Here is a 21,722-nt window from a genome sequence, read left to right as displayed (position 1 = left end):
TAGTTTGTAATACTTTGTGGTAAATAAGTATAAGAAATATTATTCTGTGGTACAATTCGGCTGAGGTGACACATATGGAAAAGGTTAAAACGTCCGTTAGCTTGGATAAAGATGTGTATGAGTTCATTCAGCGGCTGGCTGATCGTGAGCGGTTAAATGTTAGCCAAGTGATTAATAAAGAGTTTGCGTTGAAGTTAGAATCCGAGAAGGGCGAGTAATCGCCCTCTGCTGGAGTTTGTTCCTGATGCTACAAAGGATTAGTCCAATTCCCATCCATACTTTTTGGCCGTTTCCCCGAATAGGGGCATCCCATATGATCCGTATTCGTCAAAATCTTCCAAACCTTCTTCAAGAATCCAATTCCACATTTGCACAACGTTATACATTAACTCAGAAGAAATTCCGCGCATGCCTCTTGCTTTCCCATATCCAAACTGGACATCTTTCTCAAGCTGCTCTAATACGTTTTCGCGTGTAAACGGGATATGTCCGTGTTTTCCCTTGTATTCGTCTTTGAGTTCAACACCTAGCTTATGTAGGTCAAACTCGGGTACAAAATTCATTAATCTAGTTAGATCGCGACCATCAAATGTTTCTGATTTATAATCCCTATATACTTGCTCGAGTGTTTTCATATTGTTGCTCCTCTATTTTTGATTTTGTTTTGATCTTCCATCGATTCGACCGAAATACTTAGCGTAGCGGTAGCCGTATAAGGGCTACCTCCTCCATCTAATCATCCAATACAAACCGTATAAGTTCGCGATAAGCCGTTTAAAAGTGTCACGCAGCATTATTTTGTAGGGCTGGGGAACACCGGTTTCGTTAATTTTGCTCATTTTCCGCTTCCACCAACTTTTTATATTCTTCCTCAGTCAAAATGTCCTCACATTCACAATCCCATCTACCACACAATGGGCAATCTTTCCATCCACTCATGCCGGTTCCTCCTCGATCAATGTTAGATTTCCGTTAGCGTCCATTTTGAAGCGTTGACGGTTGTTTTCTTCATCAATTTGATCTATTAGTGCGGACTTATCGCTTTGCAACTTCTCTACACGCTTCCGCAGCTCGTCACGTTCCTTTTCAGCAGCATCAGCTCTCTGGCGATGTTTTTCTAAAGCAGCACATGCTGCATCGTAAGCATCAGGCGTGGGGTATAACTGTAATGCCTCTCGTTTCCACTCCTCTGCTTCCTTTTCAGCAGCTATGGCGCGGTCAATGGCGTGCGGCCAAGCTTCGAGTGCTCGATCTAAATATTGTTCTTCCGTGCTGTTCTCAATACGCACAAATTGTCTATCAGCCTGCAAATCTCTCTTCTCACTCATCCTCATCATCTCCTTAATATGGCGACTTGTTATAAACCTCTGCTGCTTCCTCAACCGAAACCCAGTCAAACTGTCCACGTACGCTGTTAACCATCTCTTGTATCTCTTTATCGCTCTTACCAGCATCTCGCATAGCTTTGATTACGTAGCCTAGACAGGCGTTATTAGTCCATATTTCCATTGGGACGCTCCTCAATAATCTCGTGCCGATCAGCCGGCCATAAAAAGTAACTATTTGTGATTAACCAATCTTCTATATGCTCCTGGGGTTTGCTGCGTTTGATCTCCTTACCTTGGTGGTAGAGGATTAGTCGGTACATTTGAGTGTGGAGAGGCATTGACGGGCTAACTTTCCGTTGTCCCTCTGTATGCTAGTGACGCCCGCATCTTCCAATTGCACATCATGGTTCCAATTGCTTGCATAGAATTCCAGCACTACTTTCATGGCTATGTGTTCGGCGCGCAACTTCTTTACTTCTGCCCTCATTAATCCTGTGCCGAAGATAAGATTATCTTTAGATGCCTGTGATTCGTGTTTCAGTCTTTCATTCTCTTTGTTTGCCTTCTCCAGTTCATCAAGGAGGTAGCGGATATAGGTGGGAGTGTTGGCGACAAACTTTGCATCATCGAAGGATAATTCTGACGCTACAGTGCGCCTAATGAATATTGGGTCTTTAGGGTCAACAACAACGCTATTATTCGTTTGGTAGTGCCACCATTCTCCTTGTGTAGCCTTCTCCAACGCTTCTTTTATCTCATTTATCATCTATCTCATCTCCTAATAGGTTTATAGATCCGATACGGCCTCCGCTGTCGCTAGGTGATTCAGTCGCATTGGAGGCCTTCGGCTAATTAGTTACTTTTCATCTTCTGTGAAACTAAGTATTTTAACGCCTACTATTTTTTCCTCAATATCCACTGAATCAATCCACATTTCACCGTCAGGGCCCTGTAAAATGTACTCGGCTACATATCCTGTACCATCGAGTCTGCAACCTAATTTATTCTCGTCATATCCCATATTTGGTTCAAAACCGTCATCGCAAAGTGCATCCAATGTAGAGCTCAGAATGCTTGACCCTGAACAATTACCACCAATTTCGTATATAACAGTCCCTTTGTATTCACCGTTTTGTAGCGATACCTCAACTGTGTGCAATCCCCGTTTTGGATAACTTCCTGCTCCCATATAACTGTTCATTTCGATTCCTCCAATAGGTTTATAGGTCAATCCCTCTTAATTTACGTTTATAGCGAATGCCTGCTGGATCTCCATCAAGCCAGCGGTGACAAGGCGTACAGAGGTGGAGAAGATCCTCCACCGTTGTTTTATGCGTCAAATGCTTGCGTCCGGTGATATGCGCTCTCTCTGTCGCTCTAGCCGAGCTACAACGCTCACAGACGAGTGCTGACCGTTCTTTCAACTGTTTATCTACCTTGGTGCTAATGTCGCCCATTTGCTTCTGTGTGAGCTTTACGCGTGTCTTGGATGTTTGGGATGCTTTGGAGACTGGGTGGAATGGTAAGCCCATGTGAACCCTCCTATACCAATTTGGCTTGGCTCCAGAAACCCTTTTTATTGGCGTTCTCAAACTTGTTTTTATTCATGAAGTTCTTGTATCCAACCTCGCCATATCTGCTGATTAAGTTGTCTCTGTTCACCTGAATGTCATGCAGCAGCTTTTCGAAGTCCGCAGGGCTGTAATAGTTTCGCAGATGTTCACCGTTTGAAACGTATCCTTTATCCAAGTTCGTTAGTAGATTGAAACGATATGACAAATGTTTCTTTCCTTTGTGATCGCTGATTCTTATGCTGTTCGACACACCGTAATCAAGTTTGAGATAGACGCTATTTGTCGAATAAGCGTCATATCTTTGCACGGTGAAGCCCATCTTTTTGGCAGCATCGATGATCATTTTTGTGTATCTTTTTATATCTTGAATGGTCATTTGAACCCTCCTATGCAGACTTTTTATTCTCGTCCAGGTACTTGATAAGCGTGTTAACCTTTGATTTTGGTAGCTCAGTGAGACTATTTAACGTCAGGCCAAGGAATTTATTGATCTCGTCATTTCCTTTAAAACCGGCTAGACCACGTTTAACTCGAAGCATCTTTACTTGGTTCTCTGTCGCTAACTCAAAAGGACCGTTACTAGAAGCTGCAGTCGTGCTTATAGGCTTTTTTGTCTGTTGATTAGTAGATTGATTAGGTGTGCTGGCAGGACGGTTCTGAGAGGCTTGTGGAGCGTCTCCATCGTGTGTGTATTTGGTGCGGTCTTTGTCGAAATAAACATCAGCCGCAAATCCTAGTGACTTACATGCAACACTGATTGCATCGGTGTAGGCCATTTTGTAGCATTCATCGCTCGTATAAATCCCGTTTCTTTCTGCCGTTACAAAGGAGCTGCCGCCCATTCCTGGTATTGGAGCAGACCATTCACCGTCGACTTTCACGGAGAGAAGAATGTCGACAAAACAAACTATTTCATCGCCACCACCATGTTCTAAACGCTTATCGGTAATTTCTATCTTCCACCCGATGCCGCAGATACCGAACATCTCTGTCAGCATCTTGATTCGCCACATGGGGTTAATGTCGCTCATGCCTTTCAGCCTGCCGCCATTGATTGCTTTTAACGCTTCAGGTGGAACAGCGCGAACCTGCTCATATATCTTCATATGCTCAGTCATTTCAGCACCTCCTACTTAACTTTTAATTTCATATCTTGTCGAAGCTCAGCACCAGGAATCAACGTTCCCTTTTGCAATTCATCTTTAATCAGCATCTTATTAGGAGCGACTGATACGGAAGTGCGCATATATTGCGTAGGCAGTAACGCTTGGTTTGTAATTTCCACACGCGGTGGATTGGCTCCGATCTTGATTTTGAACAGCGATGACTTAATCTCAGGCGTGTTGGAACGCAACATTTCCCGTTCAACGTATTCATGCAGCCATGCAGCATCCTTTTTAAGCTTGTCCGAGCGAACTTTAAGCCGTTTGATCTCATTTTCGATAGTCTCAGCTTCTGTAAGCTTGCTGTGGTGGAGTTTAATGATCCCCTCAGCCTTTTGTTGGAATGATAGGTCGATAGTCTCTAGCACGCCTTCTAGACCTTCTACGCCTTCTTCTTCCATCATGTAAGCGACTTGGTTTAGTGATTCGGATAATTCATATAATTTAAGTGACATTGAAATTCGTCTCCTTTTGGTTTAAACTATGGTTAGAAACTTTCACATTTAACTGACGGGAGCCACTGCAATGGCTCCTTTTCTTTTTGCATTTTTAAGCATTACTATGGCGATGTGTCTGCCCGATTTATGCCCCTTGTATCTTTTTGCTATAGAAAGGTAGTCCAAAGTTTTTATGCTCATCTTCCTCTTTCACCGTCCGTTCTATCTCTATCTCAATCGTTGATCTCCAACCGTCGTGAATGTACTCGGGATACTCTCGTATAAAGGCGTAATAGTGCGGCTCATCGCGTCTAGCTATCTCTTTCTCCGTCCAGATGCGGACTCTTGAGCGTATGGATGATAGGATTTCTTCGGCGCACAATTCAGAGTTTTGGGTGGTGGTTAGCCATGAGTCGAAACGGTATCGTTCAGTCATTTGGTTGCTCCTTCCTCTTTAGTTCGAATAGCGAGAAAAATATATCGTTTTTGATTCCCTCTATTGCCTCTAATGCTTCATGTGGTGTAAGACCTTCATCTCTAACCATTTCTACCATTGCAGAAGCAATTAACTGATGGCTCCGCTTTTGTGGGTTGAAACGAACCTTCGTCACGCTATCCCTCTCCTCTCAAACGCTCCACTATTGATAAGTGAAGGTTTACTACAGCATCAGCTGTGCTCAACGTATCGAACTCTTCTTTGATTTTCTCGTCTTCCCACAGGAAAGTTTCCCATCGTCTTGTCTTGAAATTTTCGTTGCTGTAAGTACGCCATGCGCTGGATATCCGAGTAGTGTCGTTTATCCTCGTGTGTATCCCTGTCGATATATCTGTGTCTTGGTAGCTCATACTGCTTCTTTCCTCTCCATCGACTGATTAAACTCCCAAGGAATCTCTCTTTGTGCCTCAGCTGCGACGACTTCCTTCTCGTACTCCGTACCTGGGAACTGATCGTCGATGTATCCAGCCATGAAATCCGCTGCATCTGCCATTTGTGGAAGGTTTGATTTGAGCCATTTTGCGACTCCTTCTAGATCCCACACACCTGATTTCTTGCACTCATACAGTTTGTTGATATGTTGGTTTATTTGATCTGCTTCTGTAGGCTTGTCTTCGTTCGGAACGTACGTCATTTGATTTGCCCTCCTTGAATCCCTTATTTTTAAGGTGCTTGATATAGTTTTCTTTCTTCTTCCAACCGATCTCATCCAGTCGATACGTCCATTCGATTAGCGGAACCTTTGTTTGTGCTTGCTTGAAACTTCTCTCGAACGAGATGTATTCGCCTTTGAACTCGTATTGGAGATATACATCTGCGTCTGAGTCGTATTTAGAAAGAGTTAAGCTATCATTCACGTTCGGATTTCTCCTTTTCTAGCATGCGGTTGACCTTGCTGTGGGTTTCTTACTACTGGCTGCGGACCGTTTACAGGTTGAATTCTATTCATAGTAGAGTCACCTCGCAGATGCCTTCTAGGCAGGATGCGCACAAGCTCTGTTTGCCTTTGTAGATGGCTATTGACTCATGTTTGCCACACTCGCATGGTCTGAATATGTCAATCGGGCGGCGATACTGGATACGGTTGTTGTGGCGTTCTCCTGCTGCGATGATTGGGTTTTCCATGATTATGCCTCCTTAGTACCTACTTGAGTTGTATTCGTCCCACATTGATTGCCAGTCTGATTCTGTTTGTTCAAAGCATTCTTCACATTGGACAGTGTAATTTTGCTCGTCATCATGATAAGCGGTGTTCTATCTTCTCCACTCAACTGAAGGCTTTTGCTCACCGCAACGGCTGCAAATTTCGCTCATTCCCTCTCACCCTCCAATTGTCGTTTCATCTCTTCCAACACAATCTCCGCATCTTTTCGCATGAATCCGTTAGCTATGCGGTCTTTCGATTCTTGCGTATTAGCTCGATCGTATAATTGCTTGGCTAGCTGCAGCGTGTAGTAGGCGTGTTTCATGCTCCTTGATTAGCCTTAGCTGCTCTCTTTTGAGCGTCCTTGACGATTAGTGCGGATAAATTCTTGCGCATACGTTTACTTGGCTGCGTTTTGACTGTTGGATCGTCTTCTAGTTTCATGGGCTAGGCTCCCTTCTGCTCGTTAGCCAGTCTTATATTGGCTTTAGCTTCGATACGAGCGATTACTGCGTGCGCTCTCTCCCATGCTCTTTCTGATATTGCTTTGCCGTCATGGCCGACTGGTCTGCCTTGTTCGTTTATATGTGCTGTCATGATTAGGCCTCCTTGTTTCTTTTATTTGATTATTGTTATAGAATCTTACATGTGGTTGCATGGTTTAATTTCCCATAAGTTCAGTAATGGAAGAATCCAAATTTTCGGAAATATGGATCAACAACAGTGATACTTTTTGATCGTCTGTAAGCTTTTTACTATCCCTTATCTGCTTTAGCTCAGTCAGAAACTTCAATGCTGTCAATTTCCTATCTCCTTTCTTACTTTGCTATTTTAGCAAAGTTATGAATAAAAAAAATCTCATTCATTTTAAGTTTCAACTTATCAGCAATTAATGGGAGATGTTCAGCGTTGAATCTGTATTTACCTGATTCGTACTTGTAATAATTAGAAGCGTTCTTAAACCCTAAGTAAATAGCCATATCTTGAAGTGTAATTCGCATTTCTTTGCGCCTCTTTTTTATTAGCGCAAGGTTGATTTCCTTCATTTTCTTCACCTCCCATGATTTTTCTGAATTAGCAAAACTTATAATCTCAATATACATTGCTAAAATAGCAAAGTCAACTAATATTTTCTATTTTAGCAAAGAAATTTTTCTGTTTTAGAAAAGAGTGTTAAATTTATAAATGAAGAACAAATGCCAAATAAAGTACTGAAAGTGAGGACGAAACGTGAATGTCGCTGTAGGTGATCGTATTAAACGATTGCGGGAAAAACGCGATTGGTCACAACTAGAGTTAGCGGAACGAGTTGGGATAAACAACAGCGTACTCTCGAGGATTGAAGCAGGAAAAAGAAAAGCGAGAGCTGACGAACTAGATAAAATTGCATCGACTTTAAATGTCACATCTGAATATTTATTAGGAAGAGATTCATTTGTTTCAAAGGTGAAATCAGGCGAGGGAATTAAAGAACAAACCGCAGCTACCGAGGCCCACGAACTCTTCCACTTATTGAGCCAAGATGGAATCACGCTTGAAGGAAAAATATTGACAGCTGAAGATCGCAAACGAATAAAAGAGATGATACATATTATGTTTCCAAATGAAAAAGACGCCGATTAAAGGCGTCTTTCTTCTATTTGTATAAGTAAATGGTTTGAATGATGGCTGTCCAGTTGACTTAATATTATGTAATTCCTCGCGGCTTCCAACTGGTCATTAGTGCATTTAGCGAATAAAGAGCCTAACCTTTCACTAATGTCTGTGACTTGTACCTCCATGTGTGCGGTACCTCCAAGTTTTAATATGCAGCCGCTTTCCTTATCCTCATTCTAAATGCGAACGCATGTTCTGTAAAGGAGTATTTTTAATCGCTTGGAGAGGGAACAAGTCCCTCATTCCAAGTTTAATAAATATGAGTTATAATAGCGGTAATCTGTTTGCACCTATTCATCTTGGTCGGAGTCATAGGTGTATGGTCGTCTTCTTATGAAGGCGATTTTTTATTTTACTACATTTAAATATCTTGGTTTTGGCTTCTTCACTGCAGCAACTTCTCCAGTAGTATTGTTTTGTAAGTATTTTTTTCCCTTCTCATCGTTATACATAGTGTACGTATCAATTCCTTTTTCTTCACAAAACTCTTCCATTATGCCACTTTGGCCTTGTTTTCTACGGATATTACTTGCTATTGAAAGGACATTCACGACGAACAAAGTAACAATTATATTTTGGTAGTTCCATAGCAAATCTTCAACTTGATCACCTATTTCTTTGTAAACGCCTAATTTATCCATTGCGTTTCTTGTAAAAAAATAATCTTTTGTTTCATATCGCTTCCCCTCATAAATTTTGTCTATCGGAAATACATTTTCGAATTCAGAAGGAGTGATGGTTCCAATTACAATCTTTATAAAATCCATTAATTTGAATGCTAACATGAGTTCATCCAACGTCATATTATCCGTATCTTGAAAATTCACCATCTTCATACCATAATAAATCAGCCTTTTTCTCTCTATTAATTCAACTTTTTCTATTATCGCATCTACATCGATTACCCTATTCAAACAGTTTAGAAATGCTGCTCTGTAGAGAACATAATAATCCGGCTTACTCTTTTTAATACCATCTATTACTTTAAGCACCTTGTGCCCTCCCTTAGTTTACTTCACCGTATTCTTTTTCTATGTTTGCTTTGATCCCGATTTTGGTTAACTGCTCGTGTATAAAAATCCGACCTCGTTGCGTCCATTGGGTGTTCATCTTAACATCAGGTGTTCCATCCTTGTGTTTAAAGGGGAAGGAATACGACTGAGTATACCCCTTATCTGCATATTTCTTGTACAAAACCCACTGGTCGTTTACTTTATATTGAATTCCTACGTCATGAAGTATTTTATTTAATTCTGGGGCAGTCAGGCCATAATCCTTACCTATTTGTGTTGTTGTTACCAAACCTTTTGATTGCAAAATAGTATCCAGGTATGCAATCTTAGGCTTTAATTCTGTTACAGCTTTTTCCAATAAGAGTTTTTGATTTTCTAGTTCTTTTCGTTGTCTTAGTTCCGCTACCCATTGCAGCGCTCTTTCCTCGGGATCTTCCAACATATATGATGGGACTACACTATTAGACAATTCTTTTTTATCATAATAATCGTCCACCAACAATTCATACGCTTCCCACGCCTTGTCCGTGTTTAATGATTTCGCATGTAACCACGAACCCTTTTCAGTCCAAAGAAAAAGCAAAGGCGCATATTTAAGGTTCCCCGAAATTTCCGTAGAAGCTTTAAAGGCCTTCAGTTCATCACCTTCCAGAAGGAAAAAGTGCTTTTCCCTTTTGTACCTACCTGCATTGTTTTGGTAATTATCGTTTAAATTTTTATTATCTGTTCCATATGCTTCAGCAAGTTGATTAGTTGTGAGCACTCGCAATCCCTTATACTCAATAATTTTCATTTACCTTCCTCCTTGTATTATAATACATGTAGTGGTTATACTTGTTAGATAGCTTCATCAATCAAATCATCGATATGCTCGCAGCCAAATGCTATTTTTAACTTTTGAGCGATTTTAAGACTTGGAGAAGCTCGTCCAATCTCAAGGGAACGGATATAATCTAAAGAAATACCCGAATGTGTAGCAACCTCCGCTTGAGTCCAGCCTTTAATGCTACGCATCTCTTTTAACTTGATTTTCATTTTCTCACCGCCTTATGCTGTATTATTATTACATGATTATTATTACATGTAACTGATTACATGTCAATGATTACATAAAGGAGTTTTTATATTATGTCTATTGGATCACGAATCAAAGAACAGAGGGCACGATTGGGTATTTCTCAACAAAAGTTAGCTAACGAAATAGGAGTATCCGTTGATACAATTAGAAGTCTTGAAATCGAGAGAGCCAATCCCAGTGTAGATACGTTGTCAAAATTAGCTGACCTCTTCGATTGTACTTTAGATTACTTAGTAGGAAGATCTGATGATCCTCAAACATATAGAAAAGTAACGTGGTCTGAATTAAAAGAGACTTTGAACTCAATATTAGAAGATATAGCAGAGCACGATCCTGATTCAGTTGAAATTTTTAAGAAAAAGATTGAAACTCTTCCCTTGGAAAACAGAGAAATAACTGATGATGAAATAGTAGAGTTCGACGATGTTGTCGAGGCGTTTTCAAAAAAGTTTGATGAAATAGAAGAAAAAGAGAAGGGCACCCAATAAATGGTGTCTTCTTTATTAGGAGGAACAACATGAGGATAGCGATATATTTAAGAGTTTCCACGGAAATGCAAGTCGAAGATGGTTACTCACTCCGTGCCCAGCGTGCCACTTTAATAGAATACTGCAAGGCGAATGAATACTCTGTATCCGATATTTATATGGATGAAGGAATCTCTGCAAAAGATACGAACCGCCCGCAGTTGCAACGTTTGCTCGATGATGCTACAAAGGGCCTGTTTGACGCTGTGTTGGTTCATAAGTTTGATAGGTTTACTCGTTCAGTAAAGGACTTGTACGAGTTGCTAGGCTACCTGAAGCTTCACGGTGTGTCCTTTATCAGCAAGCAGGAGAAATTCGATACCAGTAACGCTATGGGGATGGCAATGCTTGGTATGCTCGGCGTATTTGCTCAGTTTGAGCGTGAGCTAATTGGGGAACGTGTGCGGTTTGGTATGGAACAGAAGGTTAAGGAAGGTAAGAAGCCTAACGGTCAATTTCCCTATGGCTATGATAAAGAGGGAAACATCATCCCTGAAGAAGCTGAAATTATCCGTTTGGTTAGACATATGTACATGAAAGAACAAATGGGATTTAAAACTATTGCGATGCGGCTAATTGATAAAGGAATTACAAGGCGTGGATCTACCTGGCGCGCATCAACAGTATCTTTCACGCTGTCTAATACTTTCTATGCTGGCATCATTCAATTCGGAAACAGAATGGAAAATGGTAAGTATGCCGGTCACAGGAAGGAATTGCGCAAGGGTGTAATTCATGAGAAAGGAATTTATGAGGCTATATTTACTGAAGAGGAGTTTTTCGAACATCTCAGATATATGCGAAGCAGGTCGGTCAGTGGATATTCCCGTAAACGGGAGTACTTTTTCACAGGCTTGCTTCGCTGTGGTCGATGTGGAGCCAGCATGTTTGGAAAGTTAACTCATAGTGTGCCCAACAAAGATGGAGTAGTAAAAAAGAGAATGTACTATGTTTGTTCAACACGCAGAGACAATAACACATGCAAAATGCCGACGATCCAACAAAATCATATTGAGCACTTGCTCATGAAATACATCTCGGATATTGCTATCGAGAAATCATTGACCGCTGCTGAGAAGAAAAAGAGCGATAACCAAAATGAAGCAAGAGAAAAGTTGATTCAAAAGTTAAAAAGAGATCTCGACTCAGTTAGAAATAGAGTTAAAAAGTGGCAGTTTATGTTTATCGAGGAACTTGTAACAGCCGATGATTTACGCAGCCGACTAGCTGTCGAATATGAAACTGAAGCGGATATCTTGAAATCGCTAGAAGAAGCACAAATACGAGTAAAAGAATCGGAGGAAATTAAATTTAAACTGAGTACCTTTAGTCAATCTTGGAACGAAGCTGACGATTTCGATAAGAAGGAATTATTAAACGAGATGTTTGAGGAGATAAGAGTTATTTGTCACATCGATAACCCTAGAGGCTATAGGAACGGAAACTTTTTCCCTGCAGAGCTGGAACTGACATATCGTTAAGTACCATTTTGTACTCGACACACTTCCCGAATGCCCCGAATTGAGCGCCTGCAGCATGTCCAGCGCTTCTCCTCCCCGCACCTCACCGACAATAATCCGATTGGGCCGCATCCTAAGAGAGGCACGAATGAGGTCGCGAATCGTAATCTCTCCCTTGCCCTCTGTGTTCGCATTTCGTGTCTCCATGGAAACCAAATTTGGAATTGTGCGAATTTGCAGCTCTGCCGAATCCTCTATCGTTACGATCCGTTCATCGGCTGGGATGAATTGCGACAACGCATTTAGAAAGGTCGTTTTACCTGTTCCTGTCCCGCCGCTAATAAATAAATTATATTGCGCTCCAATCATCTCTTTCAGAAATGCGGCAGCTTCAATTGAAATCGAGCCAAGGGATACGAGCTGCTCCATCGTTAACGGCTGCTCAGGGAATTTACGAATCGTCATGCACGGCCCTTTCAGCGCAACTGGAGGCAATACTACATGCACACGTGATCCATCCTTCAGTCTTGCATCAACTATTGGCGACGACTCATTAACGACTCGGTTCACACTTGCGACGACCGTTTGAATCAAATCCTCCAGTCGTTCGCTGCTCTCAAACGATACGGGAAGCATGGACATTTTCCCGTTCCGTTCAACGAAAATCTCCGCATGGTGATTAATCATAATTTCGCTAATTGAAGCATCCTCCATAAGCGGCTGCAATATATCAAGACCTCTAAACGAATGAAACAGCCTTCGTACCAGCTGTACCTTCTCTGTTGCCGTGAGGGGATTGCGTTCGCACCATTCGAATACGATTTCCTCTGCTATTCTTCTAAGACTCTCATCAGACAGCTCGCCGCTAAAATCAATTTTCGCCCGCACCTTGTTGCGCAGCTCCAGTACCGTCTCATCACTCAGCATATGAAGTCACCCCTCTTCTGAATAAAGCTGCTTGTACAGCTTATCTACCGCAGCTCTGTACAATGGCGATGACAACAGCCTCACATGGCCTGCTCCGCGCCACTCCGAAATCTCTGGCAGCTTTACGCGTGCATGAGCAATGCTATCTGACATCCCTAGCCCAGGACGAGCAGCCGCCGCTGCAGAAGTATTAACACTCAAAAACTTAGGGATCAAACGGTTAAATCTCTCTCCCCATTTCTGTGAGCCGTAGCGAATCGCCATCATTTGCTTCTCTCTTACCGATAAAGCTTCGCTGAGCGTCCACAGCACCTGACTTGACTTCTCAAAAACTGCGATATGAAGCTCGTCCAAGCCGCTTTCCAAATCAATGACAATAAGATCGTATAGACCGCTTCCGGCTGCAGCCTCCACTATACCCAGCGCATCCTCCTGGCTGAGTGTCATCCGATCCTCAAGATTCGTGAATGGAGCCAAATAATCGCCTTGGAGCAGCGTATCGTGCTTCCGATGCTCGATAAGCCAGTTCACCGATTTCTCTGGCTGTGCTTTCAGACCATACAGCAGCTCCGACAAACCCTCTCGCTCAGAATCAGAGCCCTGACGCTCTGTACCAAGCCATATCTCCGCCGAATTCCATCTTTCAAGATTCAAATAAAACGTTCGGCATCCAGATGTACTCGCAGCATGCACAAGGTGAAGCGCCAATGCCGTTTTTCCAGTTCCGCCTGCTGCTGAGTAAACGGATATAATCTTTACTCCTGAGACATTCTTAGAGGCTCCATTTATTGAAATTGGTGATAGAGCAGCCCTCGCGTGAATTTCTGTTAGCCGCTGAAGCAGCACCTTGAGCGGCTGATACTGCAGCAGCTCATGCTCCTCACCACTCTCACCCAGCTTCAATACAAGCGCAGCAGCAGGAACACTCGGCAGCTCCAGCTTTAGCGCTGCAAGCAGCTCAGGCTGTGCTGCCAAGAGGTCTATAGGGTAACCCTGCTTCACATATTGCTTGCATGCCTCCACATGCGTGAACGCAATGACCTGCCACTGCTCGCCAAGCCTGCTATCCCGAATATAGTAAGCCAAGCGCTTCAAATATTCCTGCTCCTTTACCGCCACTGCAAGCTGATATTTACTCATTCCCTTCCCTCCCTTCAGTCCAAAAAACACAAAAAAAGCACCATAGAAGGCGCAGATAGCTGCGGCCTTATACGGTGCTTCCGTGTTTGCTCGTAATCTTTGTATAAAATTTACCATAACCTAATTCCATTCGTCAACTAAGGATTTTTCAGCTATTGGAAAAACAATTTAATTTCCTGCTCCGCATTCTCAACTGAATCTGATCCATGGATAATATTGCTCGCAACATCCAACGCAAAATCACCACGAATCGTTCCAGCGAGCGCCTCGGACGGGTTTGTCGCACCGATAAGCGCTCGTGCGTTTTTAACGGCGTCCTTGCCTTCCCAGATCATCGCAAATACAGGACCCGAAATGATAAAATCGACTAATTCGTCAAAAAAAACCTTGGAGCGCAAATGCCCATAGTGATGCTCGGCATGCTCTCTAGTTAATTGTACAACTCTTCCATCCACAAGCGTAAAACCCTTCTCTTCGAAACGAGTAACAATACGCCCCACTAAACCACGTGCATAACCATCCGGCTTAACCATGACAAATGTTCTTTCCATACCTAATTCCCCCTTATATCATTCGGTATAACCATTTATTTGTTAAGCCATTCAGTAATAATACCCGCTGTTTCTTCAATCGCTCGATTCGTAACGTCAATAATAGGACAATTCAATGATTTCATTACTGCTTCTGCATAATCAAGCTCTTCCTGAATCCGCTCGGTTGTGGCGTATTGCGCTGATGCCGGCAGCCCAAGCGTCTTAAGACGCTCGGAACGAATTTCAAGCAGATGATCTGCTTGCATGGTCAGACCGACGATAAGTCTTCCAGGCGCTGCCTTCAGTTCCTCAGGCGGATTAACCTCTGGCATAAGCGGTAAATTAGCCGTCATAATTCCTTTATGAGATAAAAAAATGCTAAGCGGAGTTTTCGATGTTCGCGAAACGCCAATTAATACGACCTGCGCTTGCATAAAGCCGCGCGCATCCTTGCCATCATCGTATTTCACCGCAAATTCCATCGCATCCATCCGGCGATGATAAGCGTCATCTATCGAATGCAGCAGCCCGGGCTCTCGCTTCGGAAAGCTGCCAAAGGTGTCTACATATGCCTGCATCATCGGCCCCATTACATCCACTGCTCGAATCCCCGCTTTAAGCGCTTCTTCTCTCATTAATTCCCTAAGCTCTGGCTGTACAAGCGTGTAGCTGATGAAGCCGCCTGTACTAATCGCCTCCGCAACGATACGTAAAATCTCATCCTCGGACTTGATATGACCGTAGCGCTTGATCTTCACATGCTCGGAAGAAAATTGACGCAAGGTTGCCTTCGCCACCGCTTCTGCCGTCTCCCCGACAGCATCGGAGCATACATAAATAATTTGCTGTGTCATAGCTCTGGCTCCCCCAATTCCCCACTCATCGTGATGTCCGCTATCAGACGTATAATATTTGACTTCGACACCCAGCCGGTTACCTCTGGATCAGCAGGCTGCTCCTCGCGAGGAACGACAACCGGCAAACAATCAACCTGATGGAGCGACATTTTACGGATCGCATCCAACACGGAATCATCGGGCATGAGCGTCACAATATTAGGATAACGAGTCATCACCATGCTGACAGGAATGGCTGCGGCTCCAGCATTGCCAAGCGTTATTTTGAGTAAATCCTTAGGAGTCACAATGCCTAGAAAACGTTTCTGCTCATTAACAACAAGAAGGGTATCTGCGTTTTCGGTAAACAGCGTAATAACCGCATCATGAACGGATAAGGAGTCCGGGACATTTACAGGAACACCCTGAACCTCTCTTACCTTCATATTATTGAACTGCTGCAAGGGCTCTCTACTGGATCGATAGGCTGTGCCGAGGAAATATCCGACCTTTGGCTTCGCATCAAGCAATCCAAGCATGACGAGAAGCGACAAATCCGAGCGAAGCGTCGGTCTGCTGACGCTTAGATATTCGGCTAGCTGTTCACCCGTAATCGGCGCATGCCGCTTCACGAGCTCTAGAAGCTCCAATTGACGAGAGGATAATTGAATCTTACTCTCCTCCTACCCTTATATGAGTCATATTTAAATATATAATACCACTATTCAATAAATAATATATCACATTACCATTTTATGTTCAATAAATAATAGATTTAGTCCACACTCAGCACTTTATAGAGTGCCTGCGTACCGCTATTCTCTTCACCGATTGCAATGACCTGCTCGTATAAAGAGCGTGCGAGTGCTAGTCCAGGTAGAGGAAGCTCTAGCTCCTCGGCTGATTCAATCGCTATTTTTATATCCTTCATGAAATGCTTAACGTAAAAGCCAGGCGAAAAATCCCCATTAATGATTCTCGGCCCAAGATTAGATAACGACCAGCTTCCCGCTGCTCCAGTCTCTATACTCTTCAATACCTTTTCTTGTGAAAGTCCGGCCTTCTTCGCATACGCGAGAGCTTCGCTTACACCGATCATATTCGTTGCAATCGCAATTTGGTTGCACATTTTCGTAAATTGCCCTGCACCGGCTGCACCTTGATGCACAATATTTTTACCCATAAGTGTCAACAGCGGCAAAATGGCTTGAAAAAACCTCTCCTCGCCTCCAACCATAATCGATAGCCGAGCCTCCTTTGCCCCAATATCACCGCCTGAAACTGGAGCATCAAGTGCCGCCAGTCCTTTATTGGCAGCCTCTAGAGCAATACGCTTAGCTAGCGAAGGGCTTGATGTCGTCATATCTATTAACACAGCATTCGCTTTGGCATTCTCGATCAATCCCGCAGCTCCGAAATACACCTCTTCCACATCAGTCGGATATCCTAGCATCGTTATGATGACCTCACATTGCTCCGCTACCGCCTTTGGTGTATCCTGCCAAATGGCTCCTTTGGACATAAGCGCATCTGCCCTCGACTTTGTTCTGTTATATACATGGACGGTGCAGCCACCGTTAAGCAAATGACCCGCCATGCTTGCTCCCATAATGCCTGTCCCGATAAATCCAACCACTTTCTCCTTCTTGCTTGCCTGCTCTGTCATTTTAATTCCTCTTCTCAAAATTATTTTGTATATGGTCTCAAAACAAGATGTTTCCAAGTGAAATGAAAATTGCCCTCAAAGCTGCCGAACTCGGCCTCTTTGAGGGTCATTATAACGCCATTTAAAACCCGTTTCAAATCTCATATCTTGTTTATATATCTTTCACTTGCTCTCTCGGCCGTCTCCCTGGCAAAGAAGAGGCTAGGAAGGCTCCACCAATCAGAAACGCCCCGCTTACATAAAAAACAGCAATTATTCCTGTCCACGCCCCTACCAAGCCAAAGAACAACGGAGCAATCATTTGCGACAAGCGATTAGACGCCATCCGAAGTCCGAGAACCTCGCCAGTTCGACTTTTTGGAGAAGCATTGTAAGTTGTCGTCATAGAAAGTGGCTGACCACAGCCTAGACCTACGCCCATTAAAGCGCTAATCAAAGCGCATAAGAGTGTATTTGTCGACAATGGAACGAGTAGAAACGATACTCCCGCTAATAAAATGGATATCAAAAGGGTAAGCTCGCGGCCAAAGCGTCCCGTTAAACGTGACAAAAAGAGCCGAACCATAACCATTGTTAAGCCTTGTACGCCGATAATCAAGCCGATTGTCGATGCCGACATCCCCCAAGCGCTAGCAAACAGAGGAAAATAGGCGACATAGATATCACGGGAATACAAGACTAGTGCGCTAGAAGCAAGAGCTTTCCTCAACAGCGGGATGCGCAGCAGGTCCAGGGCAGTTCCTTTGTCTTCTTCCTCCTCAGGCTGCTTCGCTCTCTTCATGCTAGGGATAAGAAAAGCCAGCCCCATCGGAGCAATGCCGACAACCGCAGCAAACGCGAATGCGAACGCATAGGATCGATAATCAGCCAGCAACCCTCCGAGCAAAGGTCCAACTATACCCGAGAGAGCCACTGCCATACTGAATAACCCAAAATGATGATCACGATTGTTCGCAGTCGACATATTTCCGATTAAATTTTGCAGCGAAATGCTAATAAATATATGCGAGATGCCGATCAACCCTTGTGACAAATACAAGGACCCTACAGATGGATATAAATACGGAAGCAATGTACCGAGAATCATGCCCGAAATGCCGATTAAAACCGGATAACGATCACCTATCACATCGGCTGCCTTGCCTATAGGGATAGCAAAAATCAGCGGAAATAAAGCATAGGTTGCTGTAATCATTCCGATTTCAAAGGTGCCTATACCTAAACTCATTGCAAAAAGCGTCACAAGCGGCCGTGTAATATTCATCATCAGTTGAAAGCCAAACGCTATTGCTATAATTTTACCTAATCGTATGACTGATCACCTGCCCATCCTATCAGAGACTACTTCGCAGAGGTTAGTTTAGCTTGAAAGGAATTGGCAGGATACGAAAGCCCAAGATTTTCACGGAGCGAAGCGCCTTCGTATTCGGTACGGAATATGCCTCGATTTTGAAGCTCAGGCACTACTTTATCCACAAAGATCTCAAGTCCATCCGGATAGATCGGCGGCATGAGATTGAATCCGTCTGCAGCATCGTTATTAATCCATTTCTCAATGACATCAGCAGCTTGAATCGGTGTGCCCGTAAATGTCAGGTGACCGCGTGCGCTAGCGAGCTTATTAACCACTTGGCGGAGTGTCAGGGAAGTGTCGCTACGCAGCATGTCGAGAATGAGCTGATGACGGCTCTTGCTCCCGTTGACCGAGTCGATGCCCTTTGCATCAATGATCGATGGAATCGGTCCATCCAGTGGATAACCCGTAAGATCGATTCCGAAGCGTTCAGACAGCCGTGCGACTGCCTCATTAGCATCGTGGAAGGAATTCAGCTCATCCTCAAGTTCCTGCGCTTCGGCAGCTGTGTTGCCAATTATCGGACTAAAGCCAGGCAGAATCAACAATTGATCCTTTTCTCTCCCATACTTCGCCAGTCTGGACTTCACATCTGTGTAGAACAACTGCCCCTCCTCCAAAGTCGGCTGTGCAGTAAAGATCACCTCAGCCGTCCTCGCAGCTAATTCACGACCGCTTTCGGACGAGCCAGCCTGAACTAACACGGGATAACCTTGTGGAGGTCTTGGAATGTTCAAAGGTCCTTTGACGGAATAGGTATCGCCTCGGTAATTAATTTCATGCAGCTTACTCTCATCAAATTGAACACCGGTCTGCTTATCGAATACAAGCGCCTCCTGCTCCCAGCTATCCCATAGCTGCTTCGTAACCTCTACGAATTCCTCAGCCCATTTGTATCGTTTCGAGTGCTCAAGATGCGATTCCTTTCCAAAATTGTATGCTGTCGTGTCCGTATGTCCCGTAACGATATTCCAGCCCGCACGTCCACCGCTAATATGATCGAGCGAAGCAAATTTTCTAGCTACGTGGAAAGGTTCGTTGTAGGTCGTTCCAACCGTACCAATCAAGCCTATATTCGTCGTGACAGCAGATAATGCAGACAGCAGCGTAAACGGCTCTAAGCGTCGCCCTGTTCCCACGTAACCGTCTGCCATAAATAGTGAATCAAGCAGCCCCCGTTCAGCGGTTTGCGCCAATTTCTTATAATAGTCAAAATCAAAGCTTAGCTCAGGAGTCGTCTTGGGGTGACGCCAAGCAGACGCGTGATGGCCTGCTGCTCGAAAAAACACATTCAAATGAACCTGCTTCTTTTTCTTTAGTTCACTCATTTCCTTGCCTCCTAAAAGTTTTATTCCGCTTGATGCTTACAAAAAAAAATAGCCGGAGACAAGGCCTTGCTCTTGTCTCCGGCTATCCGGTCGGCTTCAAAAATTAACTATTCCTAGTTGAATAATGTGAATTTATATATTTGTATAATATCAACCATCCTACAGGTTGTCAATCATTCATCACTAACACACTACTATTAGTAGTAAGTATTGTAAGCACTACTCATTCGTCATTTCAATAAACTGATCTACATCTACCGCGGTCAGTGCAACCGCATCGCGCCAAAAATCCTTTTCTTCTACATTTACGCCCAGATGAACAGCAGCAAGCTGCTCCACGCTCATGCGTCCCGTATCGCGCAGCAAGGCTACGTACTGACTTTTGAAATCAGAGCCTTCCTTAAGCGATCTCGCATAAATGCCTGCACTAAACAAATAACCGAATGTATAAGGGAAATTATAGAACGGAACATCCGTTAAATAAAAATGAAGCTTAGATGCCCAAAAATGTGGATGAACCTCGCCGAGCTTATCGCAATAAGCCTCGCGCTGCGCTTCAACCATCAAATCATTAAGCTCCTCTACCGATACCAAGCCTTCGCTGCGCCTTGCGTAGAAACGTGTTTCGAATAAAAAGCGGGCATGAATATTCATGAAAAAAGCGACTGAGCGCTGAATTTTGTCCTCCAGCAGTCCAAGCTTTTCTTCATGCTCAACCGCTGCTTTCATCGCACGATCAGATACGATCAGCTCTGCGAAAGTCGATGCCGTCTCAGCCACATTCATCGCATATTCTTGCGATAGAGCAGGCAAGTCATTCATCACATGCTGATGATAAGCATGGCCCAGCTCATGTGCCAGCGTAGAGATGTTCGATGCAGAACCTGAGTAAGTCATGAAAATACGTGTTTGTCCGCTCTTAGGGAAAGCTGTGCAAAAACCGCCAGGGCGCTTGCCTACACGATCCTCCGCTTCAATCCAGCCGTCACGGAAGGCCATCTCAGAGAAGTCTGCAAGCTCCGGGCTGAAGCTGCGGAACTGCTCCACAATGAAGGCAGCCGCTTCGTCATAAGGGATCGTCTTCGTCGCCGAACCGATTGGCGCCTCCACATCATGCCAGTCAAGCTTCTCAACGCCGAGCAGCTTTGCTTTGCGATCTAGATAGCGTACGAGCACATCCTTGCTTTCCTGAATCGCATCCCACATCGCTTGCAGCGTGGCCTCGCTCATACGGTTCATTTGAAGCGGCTCCTGCAGCACTGAATCCCAGCCGCGCTTCTCATATAGCTTCAGTCGAAAGCCAGAAATCCGGTTTAACGTATCTGCGCATAAATCCGCTTGCTCCGACCATTCACGCTCCCACTCTGCAAATGCAGCTTGACGAACTGCACGATCTCCATCAGAAAGACGATTTTGCATTTGCCCTGCGGATAATATTTGTTTTTCCCCATTCTTGCCGATATCGGTAAATTTGGCTCTCGATACGATGACGTTGTAATAATCCCCCCAGCCATGGTAGCCGTCAACAGCTAGATCACCGGCTAACGCTTCAAGCTCGGGAGCCATCTTCTGCTTCGCAAGCTCCCGACGCTCATTTAGACTAAAGGCTACCTCCGCAAGCTTCTCATGATCAAGCAGCTCAGCCCACTCCTGATCATCCAGCTCTCGCAAACGGTTATCAAAGCGAGTAAGCACACCTAAAAATTTTGCAGCCAATGTTTTTACATTATCGTTTCGTGCACTAGCTGCAGAATCTCGGATATTTTGAGCCATCAAACAGGAAACGAACGACTCCGACTGGCGCAATCGGACCAACACGCTTTGCAGCAGCTCCGTCATGTAAGCAATGTCCGATGCCGCATGATCTGCTTCCTCCGCTAGAGAGGAATCGAGCTTCGCGATGTCTGCTTCAATCCCTTTCAGCTCTTGCAAAAAAGCAGCAGAGCTCGCGCCTCCCTCATAAAAAACATCTAAGTCCCAGCTTTGCGGATATCCCTTGTTCATCTATGTTCATCCTCTCTTCCATAAAAAAAACCAAGAAGCGGCCGCGTTTTTATTTGCG

General features: G+C 44.0%; 32 protein-coding genes. 4 read left to right on the top strand and 28 right to left on the bottom strand.

Annotated elements, in window-relative coordinates; translation table 11 throughout:
• The first annotated feature begins 74 nt into the window (after positions 1-74).
• On the top strand, positions 75-218 hold the full coding sequence (locus MHI37_RS06925; protein ID WP_144023571.1) for a ribbon-helix-helix protein, CopG family: 144 nt from the start codon (positions 75-77) through the stop codon (positions 216-218).
• A 39-nt stretch (positions 219-257) separates the two neighbouring features.
• Here MHI37_RS06925 and MHI37_RS06920 read toward each other — a convergent pair whose 3' ends face one another.
• From MHI37_RS06920 to MHI37_RS06845, 16 genes are all read right to left on the bottom strand, one after another.
• Positions 258-635 carry a hypothetical protein gene (locus tag MHI37_RS06920; RefSeq protein WP_076334475.1) on the bottom strand — a complete coding sequence of 126 codons (378 nt, stop codon included), beginning with the start codon at positions 633-635 and terminating at the stop codon, positions 258-260.
• A 300-nt stretch (positions 636-935) separates the two neighbouring features.
• Positions 936-1,328: a hypothetical protein gene (locus MHI37_RS06915; RefSeq protein WP_076334476.1), complete on the bottom strand. Its 393-nt coding sequence runs from the start codon at positions 1,326-1,328 to the stop codon at positions 936-938.
• Between the two features lie 13 nt (positions 1,329-1,341).
• Positions 1,342-1,509 (bottom strand): hypothetical protein, encoded by a 168-nt coding sequence (locus tag MHI37_RS06910; protein ID WP_179090109.1) that lies wholly within the window; start codon positions 1,507-1,509, stop codon positions 1,342-1,344.
• A gap of 126 nt (positions 1,510-1,635) precedes the next feature.
• Complete coding sequence (locus MHI37_RS06905) at positions 1,636-2,094, bottom strand: ead/Ea22-like family protein (RefSeq protein ID WP_076334477.1); 459 nt, start codon at positions 2,092-2,094, stop codon at positions 1,636-1,638.
• 90 nt (positions 2,095-2,184) lie between these two features.
• Positions 2,185-2,529 carry a DUF5406 family protein gene (locus tag MHI37_RS06900; protein WP_076334478.1) on the bottom strand — a complete coding sequence of 115 codons (345 nt, stop codon included), beginning with the start codon at positions 2,527-2,529 and terminating at the stop codon, positions 2,185-2,187.
• A 19-nt stretch (positions 2,530-2,548) separates the two neighbouring features.
• The gene (locus tag MHI37_RS06895; RefSeq protein WP_076334479.1) at positions 2,549-2,860 is read right to left on the bottom strand and encodes a hypothetical protein; all 312 of its coding nucleotides are present in this window, start codon (positions 2,858-2,860) and stop codon (positions 2,549-2,551) included.
• Positions 2,861-2,870: 10 nt separating this feature from the next.
• Positions 2,871-3,278 carry a hypothetical protein gene (locus MHI37_RS06890; protein ID WP_076334480.1) on the bottom strand — a complete coding sequence of 136 codons (408 nt, stop codon included), beginning with the start codon at positions 3,276-3,278 and terminating at the stop codon, positions 2,871-2,873.
• 10 nt (positions 3,279-3,288) lie between these two features.
• Entirely contained in the window at positions 3,289-4,020 is a 732-nt protein-coding gene (locus MHI37_RS06885; protein ID WP_076334481.1) for a hypothetical protein, read from the bottom strand.
• Between the two features lie 11 nt (positions 4,021-4,031).
• Positions 4,032-4,520 carry a siphovirus Gp157 family protein gene (locus MHI37_RS06880; protein WP_076334482.1) on the bottom strand — a complete coding sequence of 163 codons (489 nt, stop codon included), beginning with the start codon at positions 4,518-4,520 and terminating at the stop codon, positions 4,032-4,034.
• A gap of 127 nt (positions 4,521-4,647) precedes the next feature.
• Positions 4,648-4,938 carry a hypothetical protein gene (locus MHI37_RS06875; protein ID WP_076334483.1) on the bottom strand — a complete coding sequence of 97 codons (291 nt, stop codon included), beginning with the start codon at positions 4,936-4,938 and terminating at the stop codon, positions 4,648-4,650.
• A complete protein-coding gene (locus MHI37_RS06870) occupies positions 4,931-5,113 on the bottom strand; it encodes a hypothetical protein (protein WP_076334484.1) in 183 nt (60 codons plus the stop codon). Before MHI37_RS06870 ends, MHI37_RS06875 begins: the two co-directional genes overlap by 8 nt.
• 231 nt (positions 5,114-5,344) lie before the next feature.
• Positions 5,345-5,632 carry a hypothetical protein gene (locus MHI37_RS06865; protein ID WP_076334486.1) on the bottom strand — a complete coding sequence of 96 codons (288 nt, stop codon included), beginning with the start codon at positions 5,630-5,632 and terminating at the stop codon, positions 5,345-5,347.
• Between the two features lie 676 nt (positions 5,633-6,308).
• Entirely contained in the window at positions 6,309-6,467 is a 159-nt protein-coding gene (locus MHI37_RS06860) for a hypothetical protein (protein WP_179090110.1), read from the bottom strand.
• Positions 6,464-6,586: a hypothetical protein gene (locus MHI37_RS06855; RefSeq protein WP_256709363.1), complete on the bottom strand. Its 123-nt coding sequence runs from the start codon at positions 6,584-6,586 to the stop codon at positions 6,464-6,466. Before MHI37_RS06855 ends, MHI37_RS06860 begins: the two co-directional genes overlap by 4 nt.
• Positions 6,587-6,589: 3 nt before the next feature.
• A complete protein-coding gene (locus tag MHI37_RS06850) occupies positions 6,590-6,739 on the bottom strand; it encodes a hypothetical protein (protein WP_179090111.1) in 150 nt (49 codons plus the stop codon).
• 221 nt (positions 6,740-6,960) lie between these two features.
• Positions 6,961-7,188 (bottom strand): helix-turn-helix transcriptional regulator, encoded by a 228-nt coding sequence (locus MHI37_RS06845; RefSeq protein WP_076334488.1) that lies wholly within the window; start codon positions 7,186-7,188, stop codon positions 6,961-6,963.
• Between the two features lie 184 nt (positions 7,189-7,372).
• On the opposite strand from MHI37_RS06845, the gene MHI37_RS06840 reads away from it, so the two are divergent.
• Positions 7,373-7,765, top strand: coding sequence for a helix-turn-helix transcriptional regulator (locus MHI37_RS06840; RefSeq protein WP_076334489.1), 393 nt, complete (start codon positions 7,373-7,375; stop codon positions 7,763-7,765).
• Positions 7,766-8,145: 380 nt separating this feature from the next.
• Here the strand turns inward: MHI37_RS06840 and MHI37_RS06835 are convergent, their stop codons facing one another.
• The 3 genes from MHI37_RS06835 to MHI37_RS06825 are packed head-to-tail and all read right to left on the bottom strand — an operon-like array spanning position 8,146 to position 9,846.
• Positions 8,146-8,790, bottom strand: a complete 645-nt coding sequence (locus tag MHI37_RS06835; RefSeq protein ID WP_076334490.1) for a hypothetical protein — start codon at positions 8,788-8,790, stop codon at positions 8,146-8,148.
• A 13-nt stretch (positions 8,791-8,803) separates the two neighbouring features.
• Positions 8,804-9,604 (bottom strand): phage antirepressor KilAC domain-containing protein, encoded by an 801-nt coding sequence (locus MHI37_RS06830; protein ID WP_076334491.1) that lies wholly within the window; start codon positions 9,602-9,604, stop codon positions 8,804-8,806.
• Between the two features lie 44 nt (positions 9,605-9,648).
• Complete coding sequence (locus MHI37_RS06825; RefSeq protein WP_076334492.1) at positions 9,649-9,846, bottom strand: helix-turn-helix transcriptional regulator; 198 nt, start codon at positions 9,844-9,846, stop codon at positions 9,649-9,651.
• 93 nt (positions 9,847-9,939) lie between these two features.
• On the opposite strand from MHI37_RS06825, the gene MHI37_RS06820 reads away from it, so the two are divergent.
• Positions 9,940-10,377, top strand: a complete 438-nt coding sequence (locus MHI37_RS06820; protein WP_076334493.1) for a helix-turn-helix transcriptional regulator — start codon at positions 9,940-9,942, stop codon at positions 10,375-10,377.
• Positions 10,378-10,406: 29 nt separating this feature from the next.
• Positions 10,407-11,897: a recombinase family protein gene (locus tag MHI37_RS06815; protein WP_076334494.1), complete on the top strand. Its 1,491-nt coding sequence runs from the start codon at positions 10,407-10,409 to the stop codon at positions 11,895-11,897.
• Here the strand turns inward: MHI37_RS06815 and MHI37_RS06810 are convergent.
• The 9 genes from MHI37_RS06810 to MHI37_RS06770 all read right to left on the bottom strand — a co-directional run bounded on the left by MHI37_RS06810 (position 11,790) and on the right by MHI37_RS06770 (position 21,664).
• A complete protein-coding gene (locus MHI37_RS06810) occupies positions 11,790-12,803 on the bottom strand; it encodes an ATPase, T2SS/T4P/T4SS family (protein WP_144023572.1) in 1,014 nt (337 codons plus the stop codon). The two genes, MHI37_RS06815 and MHI37_RS06810, sit on opposite strands and share 108 nt — an antisense overlap.
• Before the next feature lie 6 nt (positions 12,804-12,809).
• Positions 12,810-13,943, bottom strand: coding sequence for a ParA family protein (locus MHI37_RS06805; protein WP_076334495.1), 1,134 nt, complete (start codon positions 13,941-13,943; stop codon positions 12,810-12,812).
• 152 nt (positions 13,944-14,095) lie between these two features.
• A complete protein-coding gene (ndk, locus tag MHI37_RS06800; RefSeq protein WP_076334496.1) occupies positions 14,096-14,494 on the bottom strand; it encodes a nucleoside-diphosphate kinase in 399 nt (132 codons plus the stop codon).
• Positions 14,495-14,529: 35 nt separating this feature from the next.
• Positions 14,530-15,330, bottom strand: a complete 801-nt coding sequence (locus MHI37_RS06795; protein ID WP_076334497.1) for a pyruvate, water dikinase regulatory protein — start codon at positions 15,328-15,330, stop codon at positions 14,530-14,532.
• Positions 15,327-15,962 carry a CBS domain-containing protein gene (locus MHI37_RS06790; RefSeq protein WP_076334498.1) on the bottom strand — a complete coding sequence of 212 codons (636 nt, stop codon included), beginning with the start codon at positions 15,960-15,962 and terminating at the stop codon, positions 15,327-15,329. Before MHI37_RS06790 ends, MHI37_RS06795 begins: the two co-directional genes overlap by 4 nt.
• Positions 15,963-16,087: 125 nt before the next feature.
• Complete coding sequence (locus MHI37_RS06785; RefSeq protein WP_076334499.1) at positions 16,088-16,978, bottom strand: NAD(P)-dependent oxidoreductase; 891 nt, start codon at positions 16,976-16,978, stop codon at positions 16,088-16,090.
• Between the two features lie 151 nt (positions 16,979-17,129).
• The gene (locus tag MHI37_RS06780; RefSeq protein WP_342556559.1) at positions 17,130-18,266 is read right to left on the bottom strand and encodes an MFS transporter; all 1,137 of its coding nucleotides are present in this window, start codon (positions 18,264-18,266) and stop codon (positions 17,130-17,132) included.
• 53 nt (positions 18,267-18,319) lie between these two features.
• Positions 18,320-19,660 carry an LLM class flavin-dependent oxidoreductase gene (locus MHI37_RS06775; RefSeq protein WP_076334500.1) on the bottom strand — a complete coding sequence of 447 codons (1,341 nt, stop codon included), beginning with the start codon at positions 19,658-19,660 and terminating at the stop codon, positions 18,320-18,322.
• 219 nt (positions 19,661-19,879) lie between these two features.
• Complete coding sequence (locus tag MHI37_RS06770; protein ID WP_076334501.1) at positions 19,880-21,664, bottom strand: M3 family oligoendopeptidase; 1,785 nt, start codon at positions 21,662-21,664, stop codon at positions 19,880-19,882.
• Positions 21,665-21,722: the final 58 nt, after the last annotated feature.

It is taken from the genome of Paenibacillus sp. FSL H8-0548, assembly GCF_038630985.1.
Taxonomy (GTDB): domain Bacteria; phylum Bacillota; class Bacilli; order Paenibacillales; family Paenibacillaceae; genus Pristimantibacillus.
This window is presented reverse-complemented; position numbering and strand designations above follow the sequence as displayed.

What these genes read in the sequence shown, in the direction of transcription:
- MHI37_RS06830 (WP_076334491.1), bottom strand. Translation starts at nt 9,604, where the DNA reads ATGAAAATTATTGAGTATAAGGGATTGCGAGTGCTCACAACTAATCAA.
- MHI37_RS06850 (WP_179090111.1), bottom strand. Translation starts at nt 6,739, where the DNA reads ATGACAGCACATATAAACGAACAAGGCAGACCAGTCGGCCATGACGGC.
- MHI37_RS06895 (WP_076334479.1), bottom strand. Translation starts at nt 2,860, where the DNA reads ATGGGCTTACCATTCCACCCAGTCTCCAAAGCATCCCAAACATCCAAG.
- MHI37_RS06825 (WP_076334492.1), bottom strand. Translation starts at nt 9,846, where the DNA reads ATGAAAATCAAGTTAAAAGAGATGCGTAGCATTAAAGGCTGGACTCAA.
- MHI37_RS06885 (WP_076334481.1), bottom strand. Translation starts at nt 4,020, where the DNA reads ATGACTGAGCATATGAAGATATATGAGCAGGTTCGCGCTGTTCCACCT.
- MHI37_RS06845 (WP_076334488.1), bottom strand. Translation starts at nt 7,188, where the DNA reads ATGAAGGAAATCAACCTTGCGCTAATAAAAAAGAGGCGCAAAGAAATG.
- MHI37_RS06905 (WP_076334477.1), bottom strand. Translation starts at nt 2,094, where the DNA reads ATGATAAATGAGATAAAAGAAGCGTTGGAGAAGGCTACACAAGGAGAA.
- MHI37_RS06865 (WP_076334486.1), bottom strand. Translation starts at nt 5,632, where the DNA reads ATGACGTACGTTCCGAACGAAGACAAGCCTACAGAAGCAGATCAAATA.
- MHI37_RS06815 (WP_076334494.1), top strand. Translation starts at nt 10,407, where the DNA reads ATGAGGATAGCGATATATTTAAGAGTTTCCACGGAAATGCAAGTCGAA.
- MHI37_RS06920 (WP_076334475.1), bottom strand. Translation starts at nt 635, where the DNA reads ATGAAAACACTCGAGCAAGTATATAGGGATTATAAATCAGAAACATTT.
- MHI37_RS06770 (WP_076334501.1), bottom strand. Translation starts at nt 21,664, where the DNA reads ATGAACAAGGGATATCCGCAAAGCTGGGACTTAGATGTTTTTTATGAG.
- MHI37_RS06875 (WP_076334483.1), bottom strand. Translation starts at nt 4,938, where the DNA reads ATGACTGAACGATACCGTTTCGACTCATGGCTAACCACCACCCAAAAC.
- ndk (WP_076334496.1), bottom strand. Translation starts at nt 14,494, where the DNA reads ATGGAAAGAACATTTGTCATGGTTAAGCCGGATGGTTATGCACGTGGT.
- MHI37_RS06855 (WP_256709363.1), bottom strand. Translation starts at nt 6,586, where the DNA reads ATGAAACTAGAAGACGATCCAACAGTCAAAACGCAGCCAAGTAAACGT.
- MHI37_RS06805 (WP_076334495.1), bottom strand. Translation starts at nt 13,943, where the DNA reads ATGAGTAAATATCAGCTTGCAGTGGCGGTAAAGGAGCAGGAATATTTG.
- MHI37_RS06880 (WP_076334482.1), bottom strand. Translation starts at nt 4,520, where the DNA reads ATGTCACTTAAATTATATGAATTATCCGAATCACTAAACCAAGTCGCT.
- MHI37_RS06860 (WP_179090110.1), bottom strand. Translation starts at nt 6,467, where the DNA reads ATGAAACACGCCTACTACACGCTGCAGCTAGCCAAGCAATTATACGAT.
- MHI37_RS06795 (WP_076334497.1), bottom strand. Translation starts at nt 15,330, where the DNA reads ATGACACAGCAAATTATTTATGTATGCTCCGATGCTGTCGGGGAGACG.
- MHI37_RS06890 (WP_076334480.1), bottom strand. Translation starts at nt 3,278, where the DNA reads ATGACCATTCAAGATATAAAAAGATACACAAAAATGATCATCGATGCT.
- MHI37_RS06820 (WP_076334493.1), top strand. Translation starts at nt 9,940, where the DNA reads ATGTCTATTGGATCACGAATCAAAGAACAGAGGGCACGATTGGGTATT.
- MHI37_RS06810 (WP_144023572.1), bottom strand. Translation starts at nt 12,803, where the DNA reads ATGCTGAGTGATGAGACGGTACTGGAGCTGCGCAACAAGGTGCGGGCG.
- MHI37_RS06910 (WP_179090109.1), bottom strand. Translation starts at nt 1,509, where the DNA reads ATGGAAATATGGACTAATAACGCCTGTCTAGGCTACGTAATCAAAGCT.
- MHI37_RS06900 (WP_076334478.1), bottom strand. Translation starts at nt 2,529, where the DNA reads ATGAACAGTTATATGGGAGCAGGAAGTTATCCAAAACGGGGATTGCAC.
- MHI37_RS06915 (WP_076334476.1), bottom strand. Translation starts at nt 1,328, where the DNA reads ATGAGTGAGAAGAGAGATTTGCAGGCTGATAGACAATTTGTGCGTATT.
- MHI37_RS06785 (WP_076334499.1), bottom strand. Translation starts at nt 16,978, where the DNA reads ATGACAGAGCAGGCAAGCAAGAAGGAGAAAGTGGTTGGATTTATCGGG.
- MHI37_RS06925 (WP_144023571.1), top strand. Translation starts at nt 75, where the DNA reads ATGGAAAAGGTTAAAACGTCCGTTAGCTTGGATAAAGATGTGTATGAG.
- MHI37_RS06775 (WP_076334500.1), bottom strand. Translation starts at nt 19,660, where the DNA reads ATGAGTGAACTAAAGAAAAAGAAGCAGGTTCATTTGAATGTGTTTTTT.